Genomic DNA, 23,233 nt, shown 5'->3' with positions numbered 1-23,233 from the left:
CTTTTTTGTTTCTTCGCGTCATTATGTATTAATTAACAGTAATACTCGATGAGATACGCTATTTTTCTATCAAATCTGCTTTTCATATCCCAAATATCCTGTCAAAAGATCTGCCTTCATTTGGAATTACTCTTTTTTTTTTCTGTTAACATGATACTCGTTTTTATATCTATTAATAAATATATGTAAAATTTTTTATAGTTTTATTCGTTATTATTGGAATAAAATTATTAGGATTAGTCTTTATTTGTTTTTTTTAACTTTATTAAACTAAAATACCTTATTAATGTAATGACTTTGTTTGTTAACATTTTGTAGTACTTCATAAAAATACAGATATTGATGACACATATTTTTTATCACCATTATTGTGATTCGGGGGAGAGCAATGAAACAATATAACATGTTGAAATTAGCATTAGTTATGTCCATAGGACTTGCTTTTGTCAGTACGGGAGCATTAGCTGAAACATCGTGGTATAGCGAAATTAATCGTGGAACGAATAATACTAGCGACACAATTAGCGACACGGCGATCTCTACAAAAATTAAAAATACATTATTACCTATCGAAAGTATTGATAGTGAATCTCTTTCTATTCGTACAGAATTTGGACATGTCTTTGTGACAGGATTTGTTAAGAGTAAAGAACAAGAAGCACAAATTACGCAAATTATTGAAAAAGTAGAAGGTGTGAAAAGTGTCGATTTTTCAGCAAATATTCAGCCTTAAATTAAGCTCATTTTTTTAGGTGATGAAAAACCGCGAAGACCACCTATTTTATTTGTATGAATTCGTAAAAAGAATGACGCAGAAAAAATGTGCGGGTATCCTTTGTTAAGTTGTATAAAGGAGACATTATGGGGAAGTATATACCTGTCACATTAAATAATATTACAGCACTTGAATTTCAATCCTCACTGCCACAAGGCAAAGTTGCTTTAGTCTGTGAAGGTGGAGGTCAACGCGGGATCTTTACCGCGGGTGTTCTTGATGAATTTATGCGCTCACAATTTGATCCCTTCGATATTTTACTTGGGGTGTCTGCGGGGGCGCAAAATTTATCTGCTTTTGCCTGCGGTCAGCGTGGTTATGCGCGTAAAATTATTAATCGCTATACAACCAATAATCAATTTTTTAATCCTATCCGATTTGTCCGTGGTGGTAATTTATTAGATCTTGATTGGTATATAGAAACGACGGCCAAAGAAATGCCCCTTGATATGCCAACAGCATTAAGGCGTTTTGATACTGGTCGCGAATTTTATATGGTAGCCAGTCGTTCTGATAATTTTAAAGCAAATTATTTTCAGCCTGATGAACCAACTTGGCTTGATATCATTAAAGCATCCAGTGCGATCCCTGCTTTTTACCGTAATGGCGTTTTATTTCATGATGTTGTCTACCATGATGGCGGAATAAGTGACGCTATTCCAGTAAGAGAAGCTTATCGACGGGGGTGTCGTACTATTGTTGTTATTCGTACTGTTCCCTCTGAATATCAATACACGACAGAGTGGGTCGATCGAATGGGGAAATGGTTTGAAAATAGCCGTTTACAACGTTTTATGGCAATGGCACAAGTACATATCGAAACCTATACCGAAACCCTTAAATTTATTCAATCGCCACCAGAAGATGTCGTTGTTATCGAAATTTATCCACCCACAACGTTGCAATCAAGTGCGTTAGGTAGCCGTTTAAATGCATTAAACCATGATTATCATGTAGGAAGGCGTTGTGGTCGTTATTTTCTGGCGACGATAGGTCAGCATTTTTCTAAGAACAAATTCAAACAACACGATAAAAAAATCTTCAGCTTATTTGAACAAGAAGCAAAAACAGATAAAGCAGAAGAAGCTTCTATCATTCAACAAGGAACAAGGCGTATACATCCTGACGTGAGGCAGGTTCAAGAATGAATAAATTTATTGATACTCACTGTCATTTTGATTTTCCTGTTTTTTATAATGATATTACGAATAGCTTATCTTTAGCACAACAAGCACAAGTTGAAAAAATGATTATTCCGGCTGTTGCTCGTTGGAATTTTGATGTAGTGACTGAATTATCAAATGAATATCCTCAATTATATAGCGCATTAGGATTACATCCTTTATATATTGAAGAACATAGAGAGCAACATCTCCTTGAATTAGAACAAAAATTAAAAATAAACTCTCGTTGTGTTGCTGTAGGGGAAATTGGTCTGGATGGTTATATGGAAAATCCTCAACCAGAAAAGCAGGAGCGTTTTTTAATTGCACAACTGAAATTAGCGGCTAAGTTTGATTTACCGGTTATTTTACACTCGCGTAAAACTCACGATACGCTAAGTGCGCTTTTACGTCGTTATGATGTTCCTCGTAAAGGGGTTGTACATGGTTTTGCTGGAAGCCAACAACAAGCCAAACAATTTATTCAGCAAGGTTACTTTATTGGTGTTGGGGGCACGATTACTTATGAGCGAGCACAAAAGACACGTCGAGCAATTGCTTCATTACCACTCGAATATTTATTATTAGAAACAGATGCTCCCGATATGCCTGTGAGTGGCTTCCAAGGTGAGCCCAATCGACCGGAACGTATTCAACATATTTTTTCTCAACTCTGTGAACTACGTCAAGAATCACCGGAGGTAATAGCACAACAACTCCATCTTAATAGCCTACAATTATTTCAGTTAAAAGATAATATCTAGTTATCGATTGCATTTAACTAACCTAAAGATTAAAAAGTCTCCTCAATTTAATCTTATTGATATGGATAAGGTGCTTATTTTACTTTACTGTTTAAGATTGAATACATGATTTGTTAATCACATGATTTTTTCTCTTTATCCTGCCTATTCAATAAATGTGTTTTTCTCTCTTTTTGTGTGATCTACTTCTCATTTGTGACTTTTGTGTTACTTTTTCCAGACTCTATTTGTGATGGATGTTGAGGGTTCTTTTCTTAGACTAGGTATAATTATCTGGCAAAAAGAGTCAATAAGCTCGACTAGAGCGTTATTGATAATCCATTAAATTTTTATATGAACAGGGATCCTTCAATGCAACTCATTATGAGCTTGGTCGGAATGGCAACATTAATATTGATAGCCGTTCTATTTTCCAGCAATCGACGTGCAATTAGACTACGTACAGTTGGTGGCGCATTCCTTATTCAGATTGGCTTAGGTGCATTTGTTCTTTATTCCGACAGTGGTCGTGAGGTACTTCTTGCGATTTCTGATGGCGTTAAGAATGTTATTGATTACGGCAATAATGGGATGAGTTTCCTGTTTGCAGGCCTAGTATCAGATAAAATGTTCGAGTTGTTTGGTGGTGGCGGTTTTGTATTCGCCCTACGCGTACTGCCTGTTATCGTATTTTTCTCTTCACTAATAGCAGTACTGTATTACCTTGGTATTATGCAAGTTGTCATTAAAATTCTTGGTGGTGGCTTACAAAAAGTACTGGGTACATCTCGAACAGAATCTATGTCTGCAACGGCAAATATTTTCGTTGGACAAACAGAAGCTCCACTTGTTGTTCGCCCTTATATTGCAAGAATGACAACCTCAGAACTCTTTGCTGTTATGTGTGGTGGTTTAGCCTCTGTTGCAGGTTCTGTACTTGCTGGATATGCCAGCATGGGCGTACCGTTGGAGTATCTGATCACCGCATCCTTTATGGCGGCTCCAGGTGGTTTACTCTTTGCTAAATTGTTGATCCCTGAAACCGAAACCCCTGATGATCAAAAAGATGCGTTTGATAAAATGGCAGATGACGAAAAACCAGCCAATATTATCGATGCAGCTGCTGCTGGTGCCTCTTCTGGTTTACAGCTAGCTCTTAACGTGGGAGCCATGTTACTGGCTTTTGTTGCTTTGATTGCATTAGTTAATGGTATCCTTGGAGGCATTGGTGGCTGGTTTGGTTATGAGAATTTCTCATTAGAATTGGTGTTTGGTTGGGTGTTTGCACCTATAGCCTTCTTGATTGGTGTTCCTTGGAGTGAAGCAACCATTGCAGGCTCATTTATTGGACAAAAAATTGTTATCAATGAGTTCTATGCTTATTCTGAATTTAGTAAATACCTTCAAGAAGATGCACTTGTTGCTGGTTCAGGACTGGTGGTGCTATCAGAGCAAACGAAGATAATCATCTCTTTTGCACTGTGTGGCTTTGCTAACCTTTCCTCCGTTGCTGTATTATTAGGCGGTTTAGGTGGAATGGCGCCAAATCGCCGTAAAGATGTGGCGCGTTTGGGGATGAAAGCTGTGCTTGCAGGTACACTTTCTAACTTAATGAGTGCAACTATTGCAGGATTCTTCTTTGCATTAACGGCAATGGCTGTTGTTGCTGCTTAATTGATTTTTTTATTGTGAAGAGCAGATAGGGTTCGCCTATCTGCTCTTTTTATGTTTGTTTTCTGCTGTAATGTTAACTACTTTTACTGTGTGAGATATTTCGCAGTTTGTATTGAATATGGTCAAAAGTCTGTCATTTCATATCAATTGCACTTTTTTTTACGTTATAAAGACGACTTAGAAACGGTATTCGAGTAATATTAAACCAGAAAATAACCATTATGTGATTTCTATCACATTTATATGTCACTGGTTGCAAGTTGTATTTGATTAGTGTGATGTAAAGCACATCTAATTGTTCCTTAGCGTGTTCAAATAAGATGTGCTGAAACTTCATGGAATGGCGAAGGCTCAATGTCGGGTCGCCGAAGTGAGCATAGCGCGGTGAGAGGGAGCTCAGCTGTCGTTGTAGCACAAGTTACAACAACATCTTCAAGGAACCAAGTCCGCTCGCCAACAAATTTAATCGCTAACCTTAAGCGTACGCCCACAAGGGCTTGAGAAACATCGTTGGAGAGTTTTATGACAGATTTAACCGCTGCAGCGCGCCTTGCGCTGTCTTTGATGGATTTAACTACGTTAAATGATGACGACACTGATGCAAAAGTGACTGCGTTATGTCATCAGGCTAAAAGCCCAGAAGGCAATACAGCCGCTATTTGTATCTACCCACGTTTTATTCCGTTAGCACGTAAAGTGTTACGCGAACAAGGTACACCAGAAATCCGTATTGCAACCGTAACTAACTTCCCTCATGGTAATGATGATTTAGATATCGCATTAGCAGAAACCAATGCGGCATTAGCTTATGGCGCAGATGAGGTTGACGTTGTTTTCCCTTACCGTGCATTTATGGCAGGTAATGAGCAAATCGGTTTTGATATCGTTAAAGCATGTAAAGAGGCTTGCGTAGAAGCCGGTGCTTTACTGAAAGTTATTATTGAAACGGGTGAGCTGAAAGAACCAGAACTTATCCGTAAAGCCTCTGAAATTTCAATCAAAGCAGGTGCTGACTTTATTAAAACTTCGACAGGTAAAGTGCCTGTAAATGCAACACTGGAAAGCGCTGAGTTAATGATCCAAGTGATCCACGATATGGGGGTTGGCAAAGATGTAGGTTTTAAACCTGCAGGTGGTGTTCGTACCGCTGAAGAAGCTGCTCAATATCTAGCATTAGCTAACCGCATTATGGGTGACAACTGGGTTGATGCCCGTCACTTCCGTTTTGGCGCCTCAAGCTTGTTAGGGAATTTATTAGCTACTTTAGGTCATGGCGAACAAAAATCATCTAGTGGTTACTAATCCATTCGTGTAATACGCCTACGTCATATTGTGGGCGTTATCAATGCTATAAAGCCAGGAGGTTGCAGTGTTTCTTGCCCAAGAAATTATTCGTAAAAAACGTGATGGTCATCCTTTAACTGAGGAAGAAATTCGTTTTTTCATTAATGGCGTCAGAGATAATACTGTTTCTGAAGGTCAAATTGCTGCATTAGCAATGACTATTTATTTCCACGACATGACTATGCCTGAGCGTGTTGCTTTGACATTAGCCATGCGTGATTCCGGTACTGTATTGAACTGGAAAAGCCTAAATTTAAATGGCCCAATTGTTGATAAACATTCAACCGGTGGTGTAGGTGATGTTACTTCACTGATGTTAGGGCCAATGGTTGCCGCATGTGGCGGTTATGTTCCAATGATTTCTGGTCGTGGATTAGGTCATACAGGTGGAACATTAGATAAACTCGAAGCCATTCCTGGCTTTGATATTTTCCCTGATGATGAAAAATTCCGCGATATTATTCGCAACGTAGGTGTTGCTATTATCGGACAGACTAATTCATTAGCACCTGCTGATAAACGCTTTTATGCGACCCGTGATATTACTGCTACAGTTGATTCAATCCCTCTTATCACCGCCTCTATTTTAGGTAAAAAATTAGCTGAAGGCTTAGATGCATTAGTGATGGACGTTAAAGTGGGGTCGGGTGCTTTTATGCCAACTTATCAGAAATCTGAAGAGCTGGCAGAGTCTATTGTTCAAGTAGCAAATGGCGCAGGCTGTCAAACTACGGCGTTGTTAACGGATATGAACGAAGTATTAGCTTCTAGCGCAGGTAATGCGGTTGAAGTTCGTGAAGCGGTTCAATTCTTAACGGGTGAATACCGTAATCCACGTCTATTTGAAGTCACTATGGCGCTGTGTGTTGAAATGTTAGTATCAGGTCGTTTAGCGGATGATCGTCAACAAGCTCGTCAAAAACTGCAAGATGTGTTGGATAACGGTAAAGCGGCTGAAGTCTTTGGTCGTATGGTTGCTGCACAGAAAGGCCCATCTGATTTTGTTGAAAACTACAATAAATACCTGCCAACTGCGGTATTAAGTAAGCCTGTATTTGCTGAGAAAGCTGGATTTATCACGGAAATGGATACGCGTGCATTAGGTATGTCTGTTGTGACATTAGGTGGTGGTCGTCGTAAAGCGACCGATGCTATTGATTACAGTGTGGGTTTAAGCGACATCGCTGCGCTTGGTACTGAAATCAATACCGATACGCCTTTAGCGATGATCCATGCTAATAGTGAAAAATCATGGCAAGAAGCTGCCGCTGAAGTCCGTCAAGCGATGGTAATTGGTGACAGCAAACGTGAAGCTTCACCTATGGTGTATCGCCAAATCAGCGAATAAGAACTCAATTACGATTTATAAGTGACATATCCGTGGTCTACGGAGAATGACACAGGAGAGAGAATTATGAAACGTGTACATATCATGGTATTAGATTCCTTCGGTATCGGTGCTGCTGGTGATGCAGAGAAATTCGGTGACCAAGGTTCGGATACTTTAGGGCATATCGCACAAGCGTTTGCTGACGGTAAAGCAGATAGAGACGGACGTAAAGGTCCTCTTCATTTACCTAATCTTTGCCGTTTAGGTCTAGGTAAAGCAGCTGAAGAATCAACAGGTAAATTTCCTATTGGTTTAGATAAAGACGCAGATATCATCGGTGCTTATGGCTACGCGAGTGAAATCTCTTCTGGTAAAGATACTCCGTCAGGCCACTGGGAAATCGCAGGTGTTCCTGTGCTTTTTGATTGGGGATACTTTAAAGAGCTGAAAAACTCATTTCCACAAGCATTGTTAGAAAATATCGTTAAACGTGCCAAATTACCCGGTTATTTAGGTAACTGTCACGCTTCTGGTACGGTTATTCTGGATGAGCTTGGCGAAGAACATATGAAAACCGGTAAACCAATTTTCTATACTTCTGCTGACTCTGTATTCCAAATTGCATGCCATGAAGAAACTTACGGTTTAGACAAATTATATGAGCTGTGTGAAATTGCTCGTGATGAACTAAATAAAGGCGATTACAACATTGGTCGTGTGATTGCGCGTCCATTTATTGGTGACAAACCAGGTAACTTCGCCCGCACGGGAAACCGTCATGATTTGGCGGTGGAGCCACCAGCACCAACGATGTTGAAAAAACTGGTTGATGAAAAACAAGGTCATGTTGTCTCTATCGGTAAAATTGCTGACATCTATGCAAATGTAGGTATCACTAAGAAAGTGAAAGCAACTGGTATTGATGCCCTGTTTGATGCGACACTTGAAGAAATGAAACTCGCGGGTGATAACACCATCGTCTTTACCAACTTTGTTGATTTTGACTCTTCTTACGGCCATCGTCGTGATGTTGTTGGTTATGGTGAAGCACTTGAATTATTCGACCGTCGTTTACCAGAACTTATGGAACTGGTGAAAGAAGATGACATTCTTATCTTAACTGCAGACCACGGTTGTGACCCAACTTGGCCTGGTTCTGATCATACTCGTGAACACATTCCTGTTCTGGTTTATGGCCCTAAAGTTAAACCTGGTTCATTAGGTCATCGTGAAACCTTTGCTGATATCGGCCAAACTGTTGTGAAATACTTCGGTTTGTCTCCAGTCGATTATGGTAAAGCGATGTTTTAATTTAATTTCGGTAGGTATAGTGATATGCCTACCGAATGATATTTGAATAGTAAAAAGATTAATTAAAAGGAAGAATTATGGCTACCCCTCATATTAACGCAGAAATGGGCGATTTTGCTGATGTCGTTTTAATGCCGGGCGACCCGCTTCGTGCTAAATACATCGCTGAAACTTTTTTACAAGATGTCCGTCAAGTAAACAATGTTCGTGGTATGTTAGGTTTTACAGGTACGTATAAAGGCCGTAAAGTTTCTGTAATGGGCCACGGTATGGGGATTCCTTCCTGTTCAATTTACGCGAAAGAACTCATTACTGATTTTGGCGTAAAAGTGATTATCCGTGTGGGGTCATGTGGTGCAGTATTACCAGATGTTGAATTACGTGATGTTGTTATCGGTATGGGGGCATGTACGGACTCTAAAGTTAACCGTCTACGTTTCAAAGACCAAGACTTCGCAGCTATTGCAGATTATCAATTAGTTCAAAATGCGGTTGATGCAGCAAAAGCGAAAGATATTAAAGTTCGCGTTGGTAACATATTCTCTGCTGATCTGTTCTACTCTCCAGATCCTGAAATGTTTGATGTAATGGAAAAATACGGCATCCTCGGTGTTGAAATGGAAGCTGCTGGTATTTACGGAGTTGCAGCTGAATATGGTGCAAAAGCACTGACTATTTGTACTGTATCTGACCACATTAAAAAAGGTACACAGACTACAGCTGAAGAACGTCAAACGACCTTTAACGAAATGATTGAAATTGCATTAGAATCTGTTCTCTTACTAGAAGACTAAACAATACATCTCGTTGCTTAAAAATAAAAACCCAATTTTTGAATTGGGTTTTTTTATTTCTTCCCCTCTTAATATCTCATTCAAACTATCCAAAAAAATTAATTTATTTAACAATTCCTTATGAATGTCAAGTGTAAAGCAAATAATGATTATTCTTATTGTTTTTTTATATCTTATTGATTCTTTTGTTATAAAATGGTCTTGTTTTGAATCTATCACGTTTATTTAGATAAAAAATAATCAGTGATTAACTTCACATCCTTTAAACTGTTTTTACATAATTACGTAGCGTTTTTGTAACATTGGGTTGCAAACATAATAACTATTTAAAAGGATGCTCATGTGTTAACAATCATCGGACTATTCATTATTATTACTATTGTGACATTACTGATGATGGGAAAAACCAGCCCTATTATTGCAATGTCGGTCACTCCGCTTATTGGTGCGCTGTTAGCAGGATATTCATTTAGTGAGATCTCAACCTTTTTTGAATTAGGCATTAAGCAGGTGAGTAGTGTCGCAACGATGTTTTTATTCGCGATACTTTTTTTTAGTATCATGAAAGATCTGCATATTTTTAATCCACTTATTCGCATTATGATAAGCCTCACGCGAGGCAATGTGATTATTGTCTGTGTTGTGACAGCACTCGTGGCGGCAGTTGTTCATTTAGATGGTTCTGGCGCGGCAACATTCTTAATTATCATTCCTGCTTTCTTACCGCTGTATCGACGCTTAGGGATGAGTCCCTACCTTATGCTATTAATTATGTGTACCAGCATGGGCGTTATGAATATGGTGCCTTGGGGTGGGCCTTTAGGACGAGCTTCTGCGGTAACGGGTATTCAAGCTGCAGAGTTATGGCAAAAACTTATTCCTGTACAGTTATTCGGCATTTTAGGCTCAATGGTATTTGCTGCTATTATGGGGGTTAGGGAAAATAAGCGTATTGCAAAAGCAAAACGTAAAGGAACGACGCCTTATCAGAAAGACTCTTTATTAGCCATCTTTGATGAAGAACAACCCGAAACGGGCACTGAAAAACCGAAAAAATTCGGCATAAATATTTTATTGATTGTTGTTTCTATTACTTGTTTAGCGTTAGGGTTGTTCTCTGCACCTTATATTTTTATGGTGGCGTTTTCAGTTGCGTTAGTGATCAATTACCCCAAACCCAGAGATCAAATTGCGATTATTAGCCATCATGCACCACAGGCGTTATCAATGGTAGCAATTATTTTATCGGCTGGTGCATTCTTAGGAATTATGTCTAATGGTAAAATGCTGGAATCAATTGCGCTTGATTTAGCTGCAATCTTACCTCATTCCTGGGTGGATAATTTGCATATTATTGTGGGTATACTAGGTGTACCTATGGATATCTTTACCAGTACAGACGCTTATTACTTCGCATTACTTCCTATTGTACAAGAAGTGACTGCAGGGGGCGGTGTTCCTGCTGCTGATGTCGTGTATGCGATGGCAATAGGTAATAATGCTGGAACGTTTGTTAGTCCATTCTCTCCTGCAGCTTGGTTGGCAATGGGGATTGCAGGAACAGATATGGGAAGGCACCTACGTTATTCATTTGGTTGGATATGGTTATTTAGCTTCTTTACTTTAGGTGTTGGCTTCTTCTTGGGGCTTTTCTAACAGAAAATCTTAGTTGTAACCTTAAGCCTCAGTATTTTCAACTGAGGCTTTTTGATGGAATTTATGGTGCATAGATATAAGTTTCTAAATAAGGGTCCATTTTAATGGCATAATCTTTAATATTATCTAGGCTTGGTGTTAACGGCTCTTTGCACTCTTTTTTGCTGATAATATTGTTGTCTTTATAAACAATTACGCCGTTAAAATTCCATCCTCTTCCTTCACCGTCATAAACGACATAGCTGTAATTTCCATTCTTAAATCGAATGTAAGTCGATGCTCCAGCAACGAACATTTGATGCCCATAAAAGACATTATTATTAGGTTGTTGAGGCACGGGTAGTGTGATTTCTGTTTTAGCCAGTGTGCCATAACGATAAACAGGGGGTTTTCCCTGTTCAGCGAACACGCTGACATACTTACCATTTTCAAGTTGGCAGGTAAATTCTTCAGCATAGACACTTGCGGATAATAATACGAATACAGTCGCGATAGCGATACGTGTTTTCATATTGTGTTCCCCGTTAATTACCTACATTATTACTTTTAGTATCGGCAAAAAAAATAAAAAATGTAGAGTAAATATTCTGATTATTTATTAGAGTTACTATTTTTTACTTTAACTGATTTTTTTATTATATCCAGAATTATTCACTATAATAGTTTTTTTCTTTATATTTTCGTATGTAACTACCTTTGTTTTACCCGTAACCAATATTTTATGCCTAAAAATTGTTTAAATTAGAATTAATTTGCTGATTGTTGAAAATATAGTAGTTTTTTAGTTTGATTTTCTCATCATTAATTAAAATTAATATAATTTTAGCAGTATTAATTGCGGAAATAACAGATTAATACAATTAATTGAATCAAGAATTCAATAATATCATATGGTTAGATGGTTATTATTGTATTTTGATTATATTTCAAATAGTTAATAGTATTGTTGGTGATTGTTTCTATTTATAGTCCTATTTTCATTGTGATCTCAGTCACATAAGTACATTAATGAAAAGTTAATGGCTGTAAATTTAACTTTCCGTGTCAATATAAATTATTGATATTAATAATAAATACTATTAAGCCGTTATAGGCTATGTGGTAGACGTTATCACATTGCTCACTAACTAATTTAATTAGAAAATGTATAGTATTGCTGTGCAACTAAATTAAATTATTGTCGGTTTCTATTTGGAGAATATAGTGAAAAATCAAGATTTATTGGGTTTATCTTCTGCCAATATTCTGAACTCGGAATTTGAGAAGAAATACCACGACGTTATTGCTCACTTTTTCAGCCGAGATCCGAAGTATTGGCCGATATTTCAGGATAAAACAATCCAATCGATTACACAGTTTAGAAAAACAACGAATAATGATAACGACCAATTACAGCGCTATGCTAATGGAGCACAATTATTTGAACGTTTAATGGCTGATACACAAATTCAGCAAAACATTAATTACCCAGAAAACGATCCTAATGAATTGCTGATGTTGGTTTCAACGTTATGTAAAAACTGGGAAAATCCACTCGCAGTTGAAAACGTAATTGCAATGCCAAGTGATCCAGGTGTTTATGGTTCAATTTTAGGGTTAATGGGTAACCCGAATATGGTGTATTGTGAATATTCTGGTGTTGCAGATGCACTAGAAAAAATAACAATTAAAAAAGTCGCTAAATTAGTGGGATACGATCCTGACGTTGCTTCCGGTGTATTCACACAAGGTGGCACCATGTGTAACTTATATGGTTATCTCTTTGGGTTACGTAAATCCATGCCTAATTCTAAACATTCAGGTATGGCAGCAGATCAAGACTATCGCATCATTAACTCTCAAGGCGGTCATTATTCAAACATGACTAACCTTGCACTATTAGGTGTTGATGTAGATAACAAAACTATTCGTATTAAAGTATCTGAAGATAATACCATTAATCTAGAGCACTTAGAGCGTGAATTAAGAGCCTGCTTTACTGTTAAGTGCAAAGTTCCAACTATCATGTTAACCACAGGGACAACAGATACCTTTGGTGTGGATGATGTGAAAGGGGTTTGTGAATTACGTGACCGCTTATGTGAAGAGTTTGAGATCCCTGTTAAGCCTCACGTGCACGTTGATGCCGCTGTGGGCTGGCCGATCATCTTCTTCTTAGAATATGATTTTAGTGGTAACCCACTGGCGATTAATGATGTCACCTTAGAAGGCTTACGTCAGAACGTTGAGAAATTTAAACATCTGAAATATGCTGACTCTGTGACTATCGACTTCCATAAATGGGGCTATGTTCCTTACACTTCAAGTTTAGTGTTAGTGAAAAATGGTCATGATTTTGTGGCACTGGAGAACGATCCAGAAAACTTCACTTATTTTGAACATGAATTAGAAGGGCAGACTCACTTACAATCTACTATTGAATGTACACGCAGTGGTGTGGGTATCTTTGGTGCTTATTCTGCAATGCACTATATGGGGATTGAGGGTTACCAAACCATTATTGCTCACTGTTTGCAAAACGCGAACTACATGCGCCATCGGTTGTTAGAGATGGGTAATGCAAAAGTGATCGTACCGCAAAACCAAGGTCCAAGTGTTGGTTTTAAACTGTATGATCCAAACTTAGTGAAAGATCCTAATGTTGCTTTTGATTTAGAGTTAACGTGTTCTACAGATAAAGAGGCATATGACTTTATGGTTCATAACACACAGTGGCATAGAAAACTTTTCTTACAGCGTGGTAGAGAAGGGTTGTTTACTAACTGGGTGGATTCTATTGCCTGCTCTAAATATGCGAAAAATAACCGTTATGTTTATCTTCCGGGTGAAAAAGCAGTATTTATGAACCCAAATACTGAACGTGCACATATCGATAATTTTATGAAGATTTTAACCGAAATGAGTCAAGATATGAGCTCAAAGAAGGTCGCAAAAATCTAATTCAATAACCGTCTAATTCAATAAAACAAACTGTACTTTAATCGAGGAAACGCATATTAAGGTACAGTTTTTATTTTATATGCTTATGATTGCAGATTATCTCAGTTGGCTGTCTTTACTACCTCGACGATTATACCCACTAAAGGCATTATTTTTTTTATCAACCATCTCCTGACAATTTAAACAATAACGTACACCAGGAACGACTTTTTGCCTAGCCGGAGAGATTGGCTCACCACATTCATCACAAAACTCGGCACTTTCACCTTGTGCCATTTGATTGCGAGCTCTTGCAATTGCATCATCAATGGTGGCATCTATTTGCTCTTGAACTGCACTATCATTAGCCCATCCACTTGCCATCATATTCTCCTATTTTAACAGTGAATATAAATACTATTATTAGGGCGATGGCGAAAAAATCAACAAAGTAAAAGAGAAAATACACTTTAAGATATCGTGATAGAAATAAAAAACCCCTCATACCGAGGGGCAAATTTCAGAGGCAACGCTTGTTGTTATTGTTGTTGTTCTCGGATAAACAGAGAAATGATAAAGAAGAGGGCGACGAATACGATTATTAGGTTAAAGCCAACAGAAACATTATAGCTTTCTGAAACCTGACCGATTAATGAACCTGCTAACGCTCCGCCCAATCCTGAAGCTACATAAATAAGTCCCATCACCGAGCCACTTTTGCTAGTTAATTTTGTGGCAACCGCTGCGGCTGTTGGAAATAGCACAGATAATGCAAAACCAAATACCATAAATAGATAAACAACATCTTGCACAAAGATACGGCTAACAATAATGGCAATAAGCGAGAACAGTGAGAATAAAATCAATGTTTTACGATCACCCAGTGCAAGGTTAATAAAACCACCAATAAAACGACCGATAGTAAATAAGAATGCAAAACTAGAAATAACATAAGCGGCGGTTTCTGCTTTTTGTGTATTACTCATATTCCCAATATCCATAGAGGTATAGAAAATAGGGAAGAAGTTTAAGAACGCGGCTTCGGCTGCCACATATAAAGTGATAAATAAAATAACCAGCAACAGTGACTTTTGTGTCAGCAACTCTAAAAAGTCACTGAATTTCATATCGACTTGTGCGCTACTTTCTATTTTTAACGTACTTAATACTAAAATAATCACAGCAACAATAACGGCAACACCAACATAAAAGGTACGCCATGAAATAGAGTGTGAGAATAAATATTGTAAAATAAGAGGCGTAACAATCATCCCTACACCAAACATGGCGTTAGAGACGTTAAACATCATTCCTGCTTTCTCTTTATAGAAAGTTGGAATAACAGTAACGATAGAGACAAGCATTGAGCCAATCCCTAAACCAATGACCAGATAAAAGCCAAAAAATAGCATCACGTTGAAAGCAAGGCTGGTTCCTGTTAAACCAACAGCCATCATTAATGAGCCAATAAACATCATGACTTTTAACCCTTTTTTATCGGTAAAATAGCCCGTTAATAAACTGGCGACTAAAAAGCCGATTTGGAAAAAGGTAATTAATGAACCTACTTGGCTCATATTTAATGAAATATCATGTTGAACTTGTTCGAGGATCAGCCCTTTTGTATTTTGAATGCCACCGAGTAAAAACATCGTGACAAACAGAAGGAAAAAGACTTTCCATTTTTGTTGTTTAGCCATAATTTGATCCTGATTTTCCGCGGTGTATTATTCTTTAATTGTGTTGTTGTTATAAGTGTTATTATTAGGTGTATTGTGTTCGCCAATGGCATCAAATAATTCTTGAGTCGCCCATCCATAGCAATAATAGAGTAAGTCATCACAAGCACTTTCTTCAGCGGCAATGACTGCTTCAATTAATTGAGTGGCAGGTAAATTCCACATTTGAATACCGCTATAAATAAAGGTATTTGGCTGTGAAAGTTGGCGAACTTTATTATTTTGTTCTGCAACAAAATGAATAGGAAAACCTTGCTGTTTAAAGGTTTCATATGAAATATCATAGGGCAATTCAAATAAGCGTTTGAATGCCGTAAATGCATGCTCTTGGCTTTCGCTATTATGGGCAAAATGATTAATTAACCCTTGAACATCTGCACCTCCCCCTAATTTATGATAAGGGAAATGTTTGAGCGTTGAAGAATAACGGGTTAATTCATGATAATTTTGACCTAAGATCCAACTGTAAGCAGGTGGCCATAGATCAAGCCATAACGTAATACCACCCGCAGTTTGTTTGGCATCAGACAGTAATTTTTCAACTAATTGAGTCACACTTTGTTGGCGAAATGCTTGCCACGCTTTTAACAAAGGCTCTTCTTTTAATGCGGAAACAGGTGTTTCGAAATCCCCTTGTTTCAATGAATCAGCTAAAGCCACAAGACGATGTTTGATTTCGTTAATAGGCAAACCTTGCTGTACCATTTTCTTTTCGCAGTGAGGGCAAAAACAGGTAAATAATCCCGCTGGATTGACTTCTTTACCTGCCCAATCAGGGAAACGAATTCGGTCAATTAAAAAGGTGTCGTAACCGTAGTTTTGTTTTAATGCTGTGAATGTCTTTTGCCATAATTGAGCAACATCAGGAGCATTAGGGCAGAGCCAATGTGCTTGTGGACGACCTTTAAAATCGACAACCTGATTGTTTTCTACATTACCAATAAAATCGCCATTCAGAATATTTGCCCATGGAATGACTTTATATTTTCCACCATCGGTGGCTTTTTTTATCGTCATTAGTGGATCTGCACCCGCTAAAATAGTGGGATCGACCCGTTGGCTCAGATGAGGAAAATCAGTATGAGTATTGATATGTAGTGTACCTGTTCCCATAACCATATTATGAATAGGGTTATGAGGTAGATCACCAACAGGGTAAGGGTTACGTTCAAAAATCGTATTAATTTCGACAAATAAATGCTCAACATGCTTCATACCGTCAAGGCGTTGAAGAATAGCGGGCATGCCTTCATCTAAAATATCATGTGGGTGAAGATGTATTCCTGCCATGAGTTGCTCCCATCTCGTTTAAAGGCTTTTTTATTAGGGTTATCTCAATTGGATCTCGGGCATAAATTGAATTGATGGATAAACCGTGGCTAAGGCGAGAATAGCAATGCCATAAAGCGGGCCTTTTTCCCATAATTCAGAAAGCTCGATATTCACTTTGGTGTTAGCAAATAAATGTCTATCTAGATTTGCCTGAACACGCGGTAAAAAGGTATCAGCAGAGCGGGTGATACCGCCTGTTAATACCACTTTTTCCAAATTTGCAATGGCGACTAAATTCATAATGCCGATGGCAAGATAATCAGCCATTTCTTCAACTAAGGATTGAGCAAGCGGATCGCCTTGTTGTGAGGCTTGAATAATCTCAATTGCACTAAGATTTTCCTCTCGTAAGTTTGCCATTCGCTCACTTAAACCTGAGCCAGAGCAGAAACTCTCAAAGCATCCTTTATTGCGCCAATTGCGAAAGAGATGGTCACGAGCAAACATCATATAGCCGATTTCACCAGCTGCATTGTTTGCGCCACGGATAACTTTTCCATCCATTAGTAAGGCGGAGCCTAATCCTGTGCCGATCCCAATCAGCGCACAACTGTGTGTATGACGGCAACGGCCTTTCCACATTTCACCGACAAGTGCTGCACGAATATCATTTTCGAGTACAATGGGTACATTGAGTTTTTCTGTAAGTTGTTGTGCTAGAGGCAAATTATCCCAATGAGGTAAGTTAGGGGAGCCTTCTAGTACAACCCCATTTTTGATATCGATGATCCCTGGTGTGGCGACACCGATAACATTGATCTTTTGGCGATCTACGCCGCTTTTTTCGATCACATTTTCAATACTTTGCGCAAATTGCGTAATGAAGTGTTCACGATCGTCAGTATCAAAGGTAGGCTCTTGATATTCATACAATAATTCGGCATCTAAGTTAAAAACCGCATAAGCGATTTTGGTTCCACCTAAGTCAATGCTGACACCTAAACTGTGTTGAGGATCGAAGTTAACTAAAATACCTTTTCTGCCTTGTCCTGCAGGCGAACTGACACCGCTTTCATAAACGATTTTTTCTTCAAGGAGATCGTTAATAATTTCAGACACCGTCGCTTTTGTAATTCCACTGATCTTGGCTATCTGAGCCCGTGACAAAGGACCTTGATGACGAATGACATTTAATACAAGCGAGGCATTCATTTGCCGTAATGTATTGGGTACGTTCGGTGTCACGTTACTACTCCATTTGTTTAGAAACAAAACTAAAAGATGTTTTTTTTATATAAAATCGTCTGTGTTTGATAGTTATGCACCGTTTTATTTACTTTGTAAAGTATAAAAAGACTAATTAGTTTAGAAACCATCCTAAATGAGTTTGTGATCACAATTTGATGAGTCTGATTTGTATAATGAGATCGTCCAAAAGATCTTCAATGTATATATTCGTTGCACATATTCTTAGGGCAATAAAATGACTAGAATGAAATCAATATCTATTGAACTAAAGAGAAAATTAGCATGAAAAAAGTAATGTTATTAAACGGGTTAATAGGAATGCTATTGCTATTCCCACTGTATTCGCAGGCAGTAACATTAAGCGGTTATCTTGAGGTAAAACGATTATTAGCTTTAGATCATCCTTCTAATAAACAACTAGAATCAGTGACACAAGCGTATTTAAATGGTATCGCGAATGGATTTAATTTTTATGCTGTTGCCGTAAAAATTGAGAATCAAAATAACGATAATTTTCGACCTCTTTATTGCCCGCCTCCGAAAGTAGAACAAAATGGCGATTTTATGGTTAAGCACATCGATGCTTATTTAGATAAAAATCCTGAAGTGAAGAAAAAACAAAAAGAAACGCCGTTGGAGTTAATTTATATTTTGGCATTACAAGATGCCTATCCTTGCCATGCTGATGGAAGTCTCTAAACGAAAAATAGCCACAATCCTTGTGGCTAAAATGATTTGGTGTGCTCTTTTTTTGTTATTTACTTCAGGTTGCCTCTCTCATAAGCCCCTTGATGGAAAACACTCAAGCGATTGCAACTTCAACTTGTTTTACGGGAACAAGGTGACAACAATCACTTTCACCGGTTTTCTCAAAGGTTGATAAACGGGTGATCAAGAGTGAATTCATGTCTGTTAATAATCCTTCTGCTTGCAGCTTTTGCATGATGTTTTCATCACAATCACTATTGTTATGACGTTGATAAGCAACAGGTGTGACACCACGCAATACGGTCAATTGACCTGCAAGTGCAGGATTATCTGTTAATGCATATACATTGTTATTCGGCATAAAACGTGACAACAAGGTCACTGATTTGCCATTTTCTGTTAATACGGCGACACTTAAATGTTTGTCGTCATGAAAAGCGGTTGTGGCTGCAGCCAGTGCAATCCATCGACCGGTTTGCGAATAGTAAGACGGTGATTGCCAAGGGTTTTCAGCATTAGCTGCAAAAGAGCGCTCTGCGCCTTCAGCTACGCGTGCCATTGCACTAACGGCTTCCACTGGATATTTCCCTGCTGCCGTTTCAGCTGACAACATGACGGCATCTGTTCCATCACCAACCGCATTTGCAATATCCATAACTTCTGCACGGGTTGGCATCGGGCTTTCAATCATTGATTCCATCATTTGAGTCGCGGTAATAACAGGGCAACCTAATGCGCGACAGCGTGCAATAAGTTGCTTCTGTGCACCCGGTAAACTGGCATCACCGATTTCAACCGCTAAATCACCTCGAGCCACCATAATGACATCAGATGCTTTAATAATGTCATCCATATTTTCTTCACAAGAAACCACTTCTGCACGTTCAACTTTAGCAACGATTTTGGCGTGACTTCCTGCTGCGATCACTAAATCACGGGCATATTCAATATCCGCACCATTACGTGGGAATGAAACGGCAATGTAATCTGCTTGAATAGTGGCTGCTGTGTGTATGTCTTGTTTGTCTTTCTCTGTTAATGCAGGTGCAGATAAACCACCACCGAGTAAGTTAATCCCTTTACGGTTAGATAATTTTCCACCAACAGTAACGACAGTCTCTATTTTATTATTATTGACGGCGCTGACTTGTAATTGAATATTGCCATCATCAAGTAACAAAATATTCCCTGGTGTGACTTCTTGAACAAGTTGTGGGTAATCCAAACCCACTTGTTGCTCGTCGCCTAATGTGCTGTCTAAATCTGCATTTAAAATAAAACTATCGCCTTGTTTTAATTGAATTGAATCATTTTTAAAGTTAGCGATACGAATTTTAGGACCTTGCAGGTCTGCTAAGATCCCGATAAATACACGATGTTTTTCTGCGACCTGACGGATAGTTGCGGCAGTGGCCTGATGCTGTTCGCGAGTACCATGTGAAAAGTTTAAACGAAATACGTTAGCACCTGCCATAATCAGCTTTTCAATCATCTGTTCTGAACAGCTAGCTGGGCCAAGAGTCGCAACAATTTTTGTCTTACGCATAATGACATTCTCTTTTTAAAGAGGGATACCCAACGGTATCCCTTGATGACAACTTAATTAATTCATTAATCCATGGTAACTTTTTTCGCATTCCAGACCATCATTGCGAGGATCATGGATACGATGGCAGAACCTATCCAGAAATACTGTACTGTGCTGAAGTCATAGTGAGTTACACCATCAATTTCAGTGACTTTAATTAATGATGCAGAAATTAATTCTTGTGCTGAGGCTGCAATGTAGGCGAATAGTCCGATAAAGCCTTTTACTGCGCCTACTGCGTTTTTCGGCATCAGGTCACAAGCGGTTAAACCTGCTAAAAACACAACTAAACCACCAATTGCAAAACCAATCATACTTAATGCAACTGCATCCATAACACGGCTTTGTGGACCCCAGAACATCAGTGCAAAACCTGCAATGTTGGCAATACCGTAAATCAGTGTTGGAATATGGCGGTTAGCGTTAAACAGTTTGTCTGATGTGATACCTGCTAAGATTGCACCGAAGAAACCAGCGATTGGGTAAGTTGACATGGCAAAACCAGCGTCAATCAGTGAATAGCCTTTTGAACCTTGTAAATAAAGAACAGCCCATGAACTGATTGCGTAGCGAGAGACGTACATTGCTGCACAGGCTGTGGCAATGATCCATACAGTAGGTTGTTTTAATATGAATAATTGTGCACGGCGTGTTTCTTTTGGATCGCTACTTTTAGCAAACTCAGCTTCTTCACCGAATGCAGTTGCTGGATCTGGCAGACCATAAGTGCGAGGACGATCTTTTAATAACATTAGTAAGATAATACCAGCAGCTAAACTAGCAATACCTGCACCGATAAAGCCTGCGCGCCAACCAAAGAAGCTCACTATGGTTGCAGTCAAGATCCATGTAATAGCTTCACCGATATTACGTGAGCCACCCCAGATAGAATAAACACTACCGCGTTGTTTTGGTGAGAACCATTGGAAGATAGAGACACAAGAAGGTGCTGAACCGACAGATTGGAACCAACCGTTAATACCCCATAATAGGACGAAAAATAGGCCGGCCGTTGACATCCCCATAAAAATACAGGTAATTGAGGAAGCAATTAACGAGATGGACATAAAGCGTCCAATATTCGCATAATCGGATAAGAAGCCGTTAGAGAACTTACCAAATGCATAAGTAAAGAAGAACGCAGAACCCATTAAACCGAGTTCAGTTGTTGTTACAATACCTGCATCTAGCATCGGTTTTTTTACCACACCGAGTGCCATTCGAACTACATAGAACATGGCGTAGCCAAAAACAAGCCCTATAAAAACCTGCCATTGGTATTTTTTATAAATTGATCTGATCTTTTCATTAGATTCTTCTAATAGAGGGAGATCTTTTCTTGTTTTAAAGAAATTAAACATATAGATAGCTCCGAAAAAAAATAGATAAAGCTGAAAGTTTTTAGTCGGAGTGAATACTAGCGAGTAGGAAGGAATAACAGCAAAACGTTAACAATGAGTCATGATTGACACATTACCTTAATTCGATGGGTTAAAACTGTAATCTAGGTAATTTATATTAGTATCAAAAGAAGAGAATATAAGCGTATCTCAAAAAAGATTGGGTCATAGTTGACTCACAATCGAAATAAAATAATTATCATGAAATTTTAAATTTATGATCCTGAGCACAATTCTAAGAAAACTTCTATGGTGGGGAAAATGAAAGGGAAACTTATTTTGTCATTCTTTTGTTTGTTTTTTATTTTCGGCGCAAATGCAAAAGATGATCGGCTTGTTATCTTGACTACACATTCAGATACAGTAATGCGCCCATTAATGCTAGCTTTTGCTGATAAATATCCAAATATTAAAACACAAGTTGTTTATCGACGTGTTGAGATTGCAGAAAGATTAATAAAAAATTATCCTTATCAGTCTATTGATATTGTAATGTCTTCTTCTGCAAATTTTTATCATCATCTTGATAGAGAAGGTTTGCTTTCTCGTTTGCCTATTAAATATGAAACCCCTGATTGGTTATTAAAGCACAGTAGTATTATAAACGATAAGGTAACGGCGTTTGGTTATTCAGGGATTGGGATTATTAGTAATACACAGTATTTACAAAAACATCAGTTACCATCACCTAAAAGTTGGAAAGATCTCACTGCTCCTATTTATCAAGGTCATTTAACGATGACAACACCCGCTAATTCTGGCACGACACAACTAATGGTCGAAAATATTTTACAGGAAAATGGTTGGGAAGAAGGTTGGAAAATCCTATTAGAATTGAATGGTAATTTAGCATCAATATCAGCGAGAAGTGCCAGAGTCAGTGATGCTGTTGCTAGGGGGATTGTTGGTGCAGGGCCTGTAATTGATAATTATGCTTTCAACCATCAAAAACGGTTTGATTTTATTGATTTCGACTATTTTGATAAATCAATAATTTTACCCGCTTATGTTGCTATTTTAGCTGAAAGTGATAAGCACGCTGAAGCAGGTGTTTTTATTTCTTTCCTTCTTTCCGAAGAGGGGCAGGAAATTGTTTATAACAGTGATATGGCAAAGATCCCGCTAAGTGAAAATGTATTAAGTACTAATTCTCAATTAGCTGATTCAACAGATTTTATTTTAGATAGTAATAAAGCTTATCATCGCCGTGAAGTAGTCAACGCTTTATTTGATCAAATGATCACCCATAATTTCCCTTTAATGCGTCAAGTTTGGAGTGATATTCATGAAGCAGAAAGACAAAAAGATCAAACGCCAGAACGGCTTGATGCGATTAGTCAAGCACGCAATATAGCAAGTTCAGTGCTTATTAGTGAAAATGAGGCTAATTCGCCAACTTTACAGGCACTTTTTACAAAAGCAGCAGACCAACGAGAATATACCGATCAAGCTTTAGCCGTGCTTTATCAATGGCGTACTTTAGAGGCCGAAAGACTTGAACAAGCACTGGCTTTATTGAAAGAGACAAAATCACCCTAACCGCCTTGTGGTTCAGATATATAGCAGGAA

At 38.3% G+C, this 23,233-nt stretch carries 19 protein-coding genes; 12 read left to right on the top strand and 7 right to left on the bottom strand.

Features of this window, described 5'->3' with window-relative positions:
• Positions 1 to 388 precede the first annotated feature (388 nt).
• The 9 genes from GWI97_RS01230 to GWI97_RS01190 all read left to right on the top strand — a co-directional run bounded on the left by GWI97_RS01230 (position 389) and on the right by GWI97_RS01190 (position 10,790).
• Positions 389 to 733, top strand: a complete 345-nt coding sequence (locus GWI97_RS01230; protein WP_036934295.1) for a BON domain-containing protein — start codon at positions 389 to 391, stop codon at positions 731 to 733.
• Positions 734 to 861: 128 nt separating this feature from the next.
• A complete protein-coding gene (locus GWI97_RS01225) occupies positions 862 to 1,923 on the top strand; it encodes a patatin-like phospholipase family protein (RefSeq protein ID WP_036934293.1) in 1,062 nt (353 codons plus the stop codon).
• Positions 1,920 to 2,702, top strand: a complete 783-nt coding sequence (locus GWI97_RS01220) for a TatD family hydrolase (RefSeq protein ID WP_087803381.1) — start codon at positions 1,920 to 1,922, stop codon at positions 2,700 to 2,702. Before GWI97_RS01225 ends, GWI97_RS01220 begins: the two co-directional genes overlap by 4 nt.
• A gap of 351 nt (positions 2,703 to 3,053) precedes the next feature.
• Positions 3,054 to 4,355, top strand: a complete 1,302-nt coding sequence (locus GWI97_RS01215) for a NupC/NupG family nucleoside CNT transporter (RefSeq protein WP_036934290.1) — start codon at positions 3,054 to 3,056, stop codon at positions 4,353 to 4,355.
• 522 nt (positions 4,356 to 4,877) lie between these two features.
• Positions 4,878 to 5,657, top strand: a complete 780-nt coding sequence (deoC, locus tag GWI97_RS01210) for a deoxyribose-phosphate aldolase (RefSeq protein WP_036934288.1) — start codon at positions 4,878 to 4,880, stop codon at positions 5,655 to 5,657.
• A gap of 67 nt (positions 5,658 to 5,724) precedes the next feature.
• Positions 5,725 to 7,047: a thymidine phosphorylase gene (gene deoA, locus GWI97_RS01205; protein WP_036934285.1), complete on the top strand. Its 1,323-nt coding sequence runs from the start codon at positions 5,725 to 5,727 to the stop codon at positions 7,045 to 7,047.
• Positions 7,048 to 7,113: 66 nt separating this feature from the next.
• Positions 7,114 to 8,340, top strand: a complete 1,227-nt coding sequence (gene deoB / locus GWI97_RS01200) for a phosphopentomutase (RefSeq protein ID WP_036934281.1) — start codon at positions 7,114 to 7,116, stop codon at positions 8,338 to 8,340.
• Positions 8,341 to 8,417: 77 nt separating this feature from the next.
• Positions 8,418 to 9,134 (top strand): purine-nucleoside phosphorylase, encoded by a 717-nt coding sequence (gene deoD, locus GWI97_RS01195; protein WP_036934279.1) that lies wholly within the window; start codon positions 8,418 to 8,420, stop codon positions 9,132 to 9,134.
• A gap of 342 nt (positions 9,135 to 9,476) precedes the next feature.
• Positions 9,477 to 10,790 carry a CitMHS family transporter gene (locus tag GWI97_RS01190; RefSeq protein WP_036934277.1) on the top strand — a complete coding sequence of 438 codons (1,314 nt, stop codon included), beginning with the start codon at positions 9,477 to 9,479 and terminating at the stop codon, positions 10,788 to 10,790.
• Positions 10,791 to 10,851: 61 nt separating this feature from the next.
• Here GWI97_RS01190 and GWI97_RS01185 read toward each other — a convergent pair whose 3' ends face one another.
• Positions 10,852 to 11,301, bottom strand: coding sequence for a hypothetical protein (locus GWI97_RS01185; RefSeq protein WP_036934275.1), 450 nt, complete (start codon positions 11,299 to 11,301; stop codon positions 10,852 to 10,854).
• A 692-nt stretch (positions 11,302 to 11,993) separates the two neighbouring features.
• Here GWI97_RS01185 and GWI97_RS01180 point away from each other — a divergent pair.
• A complete protein-coding gene (locus GWI97_RS01180; RefSeq protein ID WP_036934271.1) occupies positions 11,994 to 13,730 on the top strand; it encodes a pyridoxal phosphate-dependent decarboxylase family protein in 1,737 nt (578 codons plus the stop codon).
• Between the two features lie 96 nt (positions 13,731 to 13,826).
• Here the strand turns inward: GWI97_RS01180 and GWI97_RS01175 are convergent, their stop codons facing one another.
• The 4 genes from GWI97_RS01175 to GWI97_RS01160 all read right to left on the bottom strand — a co-directional run bounded on the left by GWI97_RS01175 (position 13,827) and on the right by GWI97_RS01160 (position 17,965).
• Positions 13,827 to 14,093, bottom strand: coding sequence for a DksA/TraR family C4-type zinc finger protein (locus GWI97_RS01175; protein WP_036934269.1), 267 nt, complete (start codon positions 14,091 to 14,093; stop codon positions 13,827 to 13,829).
• A gap of 155 nt (positions 14,094 to 14,248) precedes the next feature.
• Complete coding sequence (locus GWI97_RS01170) at positions 14,249 to 15,409, bottom strand: MFS transporter (RefSeq protein WP_036934267.1); 1,161 nt, start codon at positions 15,407 to 15,409, stop codon at positions 14,249 to 14,251.
• Between the two features lie 27 nt (positions 15,410 to 15,436).
• The gene (locus tag GWI97_RS01165) at positions 15,437 to 16,738 is read right to left on the bottom strand and encodes a hypothetical protein (protein ID WP_052038428.1); all 1,302 of its coding nucleotides are present in this window, start codon (positions 16,736 to 16,738) and stop codon (positions 15,437 to 15,439) included.
• 39 nt (positions 16,739 to 16,777) lie between these two features.
• Complete coding sequence (locus GWI97_RS01160; RefSeq protein WP_224215390.1) at positions 16,778 to 17,965, bottom strand: ROK family transcriptional regulator; 1,188 nt, start codon at positions 17,963 to 17,965, stop codon at positions 16,778 to 16,780.
• Positions 17,966 to 18,250: 285 nt separating this feature from the next.
• Here GWI97_RS01160 and GWI97_RS01155 point away from each other — a divergent pair, with 285 nt between their 5' ends.
• The gene (locus tag GWI97_RS01155) at positions 18,251 to 18,667 is read left to right on the top strand and encodes a Rap1a/Tai family immunity protein (RefSeq protein WP_036934265.1); all 417 of its coding nucleotides are present in this window, start codon (positions 18,251 to 18,253) and stop codon (positions 18,665 to 18,667) included.
• Between the two features lie 103 nt (positions 18,668 to 18,770).
• On the opposite strand, the gene pyk is transcribed toward GWI97_RS01155, so the two are convergent.
• Positions 18,771 to 20,222 carry a pyruvate kinase gene (gene pyk / locus GWI97_RS01150; protein ID WP_036934263.1) on the bottom strand — a complete coding sequence of 484 codons (1,452 nt, stop codon included), beginning with the start codon at positions 20,220 to 20,222 and terminating at the stop codon, positions 18,771 to 18,773.
• 65 nt (positions 20,223 to 20,287) lie between these two features.
• Positions 20,288 to 21,625 (bottom strand): MFS transporter, encoded by a 1,338-nt coding sequence (locus tag GWI97_RS01145; RefSeq protein ID WP_036934261.1) that lies wholly within the window; start codon positions 21,623 to 21,625, stop codon positions 20,288 to 20,290.
• 300 nt (positions 21,626 to 21,925) lie between these two features.
• Between GWI97_RS01145 and GWI97_RS01140 the strand changes: the two genes are divergently transcribed.
• Entirely contained in the window at positions 21,926 to 23,203 is a 1,278-nt protein-coding gene (locus GWI97_RS01140; RefSeq protein ID WP_036934260.1) for an ABC transporter substrate-binding protein, read from the top strand.
• The last annotated feature ends 30 nt before the right edge of the window (positions 23,204 to 23,233 follow it).

This window comes from Proteus sp. G2300, assembly GCF_009915965.1.
In the GTDB taxonomy this organism is placed as follows: domain Bacteria; phylum Pseudomonadota; class Gammaproteobacteria; order Enterobacterales; family Enterobacteriaceae; genus Proteus; species Proteus vulgaris.
This window is presented reverse-complemented; position numbering and strand designations above follow the sequence as displayed.

Coding starts and splice junctions, on each gene's coding strand:
- GWI97_RS01215 (WP_036934290.1), top strand. CDS start 3,054: ATGCAACTCATTATGAGCTTGGTCGGAATGGCAACATTAATATTGATA.
- GWI97_RS01220 (WP_087803381.1), top strand. CDS start 1,920: ATGAATAAATTTATTGATACTCACTGTCATTTTGATTTTCCTGTTTTT.
- deoD (WP_036934279.1), top strand. CDS start 8,418: ATGGCTACCCCTCATATTAACGCAGAAATGGGCGATTTTGCTGATGTC.
- deoB (WP_036934281.1), top strand. CDS start 7,114: ATGAAACGTGTACATATCATGGTATTAGATTCCTTCGGTATCGGTGCT.
- GWI97_RS01225 (WP_036934293.1), top strand. CDS start 862: ATGGGGAAGTATATACCTGTCACATTAAATAATATTACAGCACTTGAA.
- pyk (WP_036934263.1), bottom strand. CDS start 20,222: ATGCGTAAGACAAAAATTGTTGCGACTCTTGGCCCAGCTAGCTGTTCA.
- GWI97_RS01175 (WP_036934269.1), bottom strand. CDS start 14,093: ATGGCAAGTGGATGGGCTAATGATAGTGCAGTTCAAGAGCAAATAGAT.
- GWI97_RS01140 (WP_036934260.1), top strand. CDS start 21,926: ATGAAAGGGAAACTTATTTTGTCATTCTTTTGTTTGTTTTTTATTTTC.
- GWI97_RS01155 (WP_036934265.1), top strand. CDS start 18,251: ATGAAAAAAGTAATGTTATTAAACGGGTTAATAGGAATGCTATTGCTA.
- GWI97_RS01165 (WP_052038428.1), bottom strand. CDS start 16,738: ATGGCAGGAATACATCTTCACCCACATGATATTTTAGATGAAGGCATG.
- GWI97_RS01145 (WP_036934261.1), bottom strand. CDS start 21,625: ATGTTTAATTTCTTTAAAACAAGAAAAGATCTCCCTCTATTAGAAGAA.
- deoC (WP_036934288.1), top strand. CDS start 4,878: ATGACAGATTTAACCGCTGCAGCGCGCCTTGCGCTGTCTTTGATGGAT.
- GWI97_RS01185 (WP_036934275.1), bottom strand. CDS start 11,301: ATGAAAACACGTATCGCTATCGCGACTGTATTCGTATTATTATCCGCA.
- GWI97_RS01230 (WP_036934295.1), top strand. CDS start 389: ATGAAACAATATAACATGTTGAAATTAGCATTAGTTATGTCCATAGGA.
- GWI97_RS01170 (WP_036934267.1), bottom strand. CDS start 15,409: ATGGCTAAACAACAAAAATGGAAAGTCTTTTTCCTTCTGTTTGTCACG.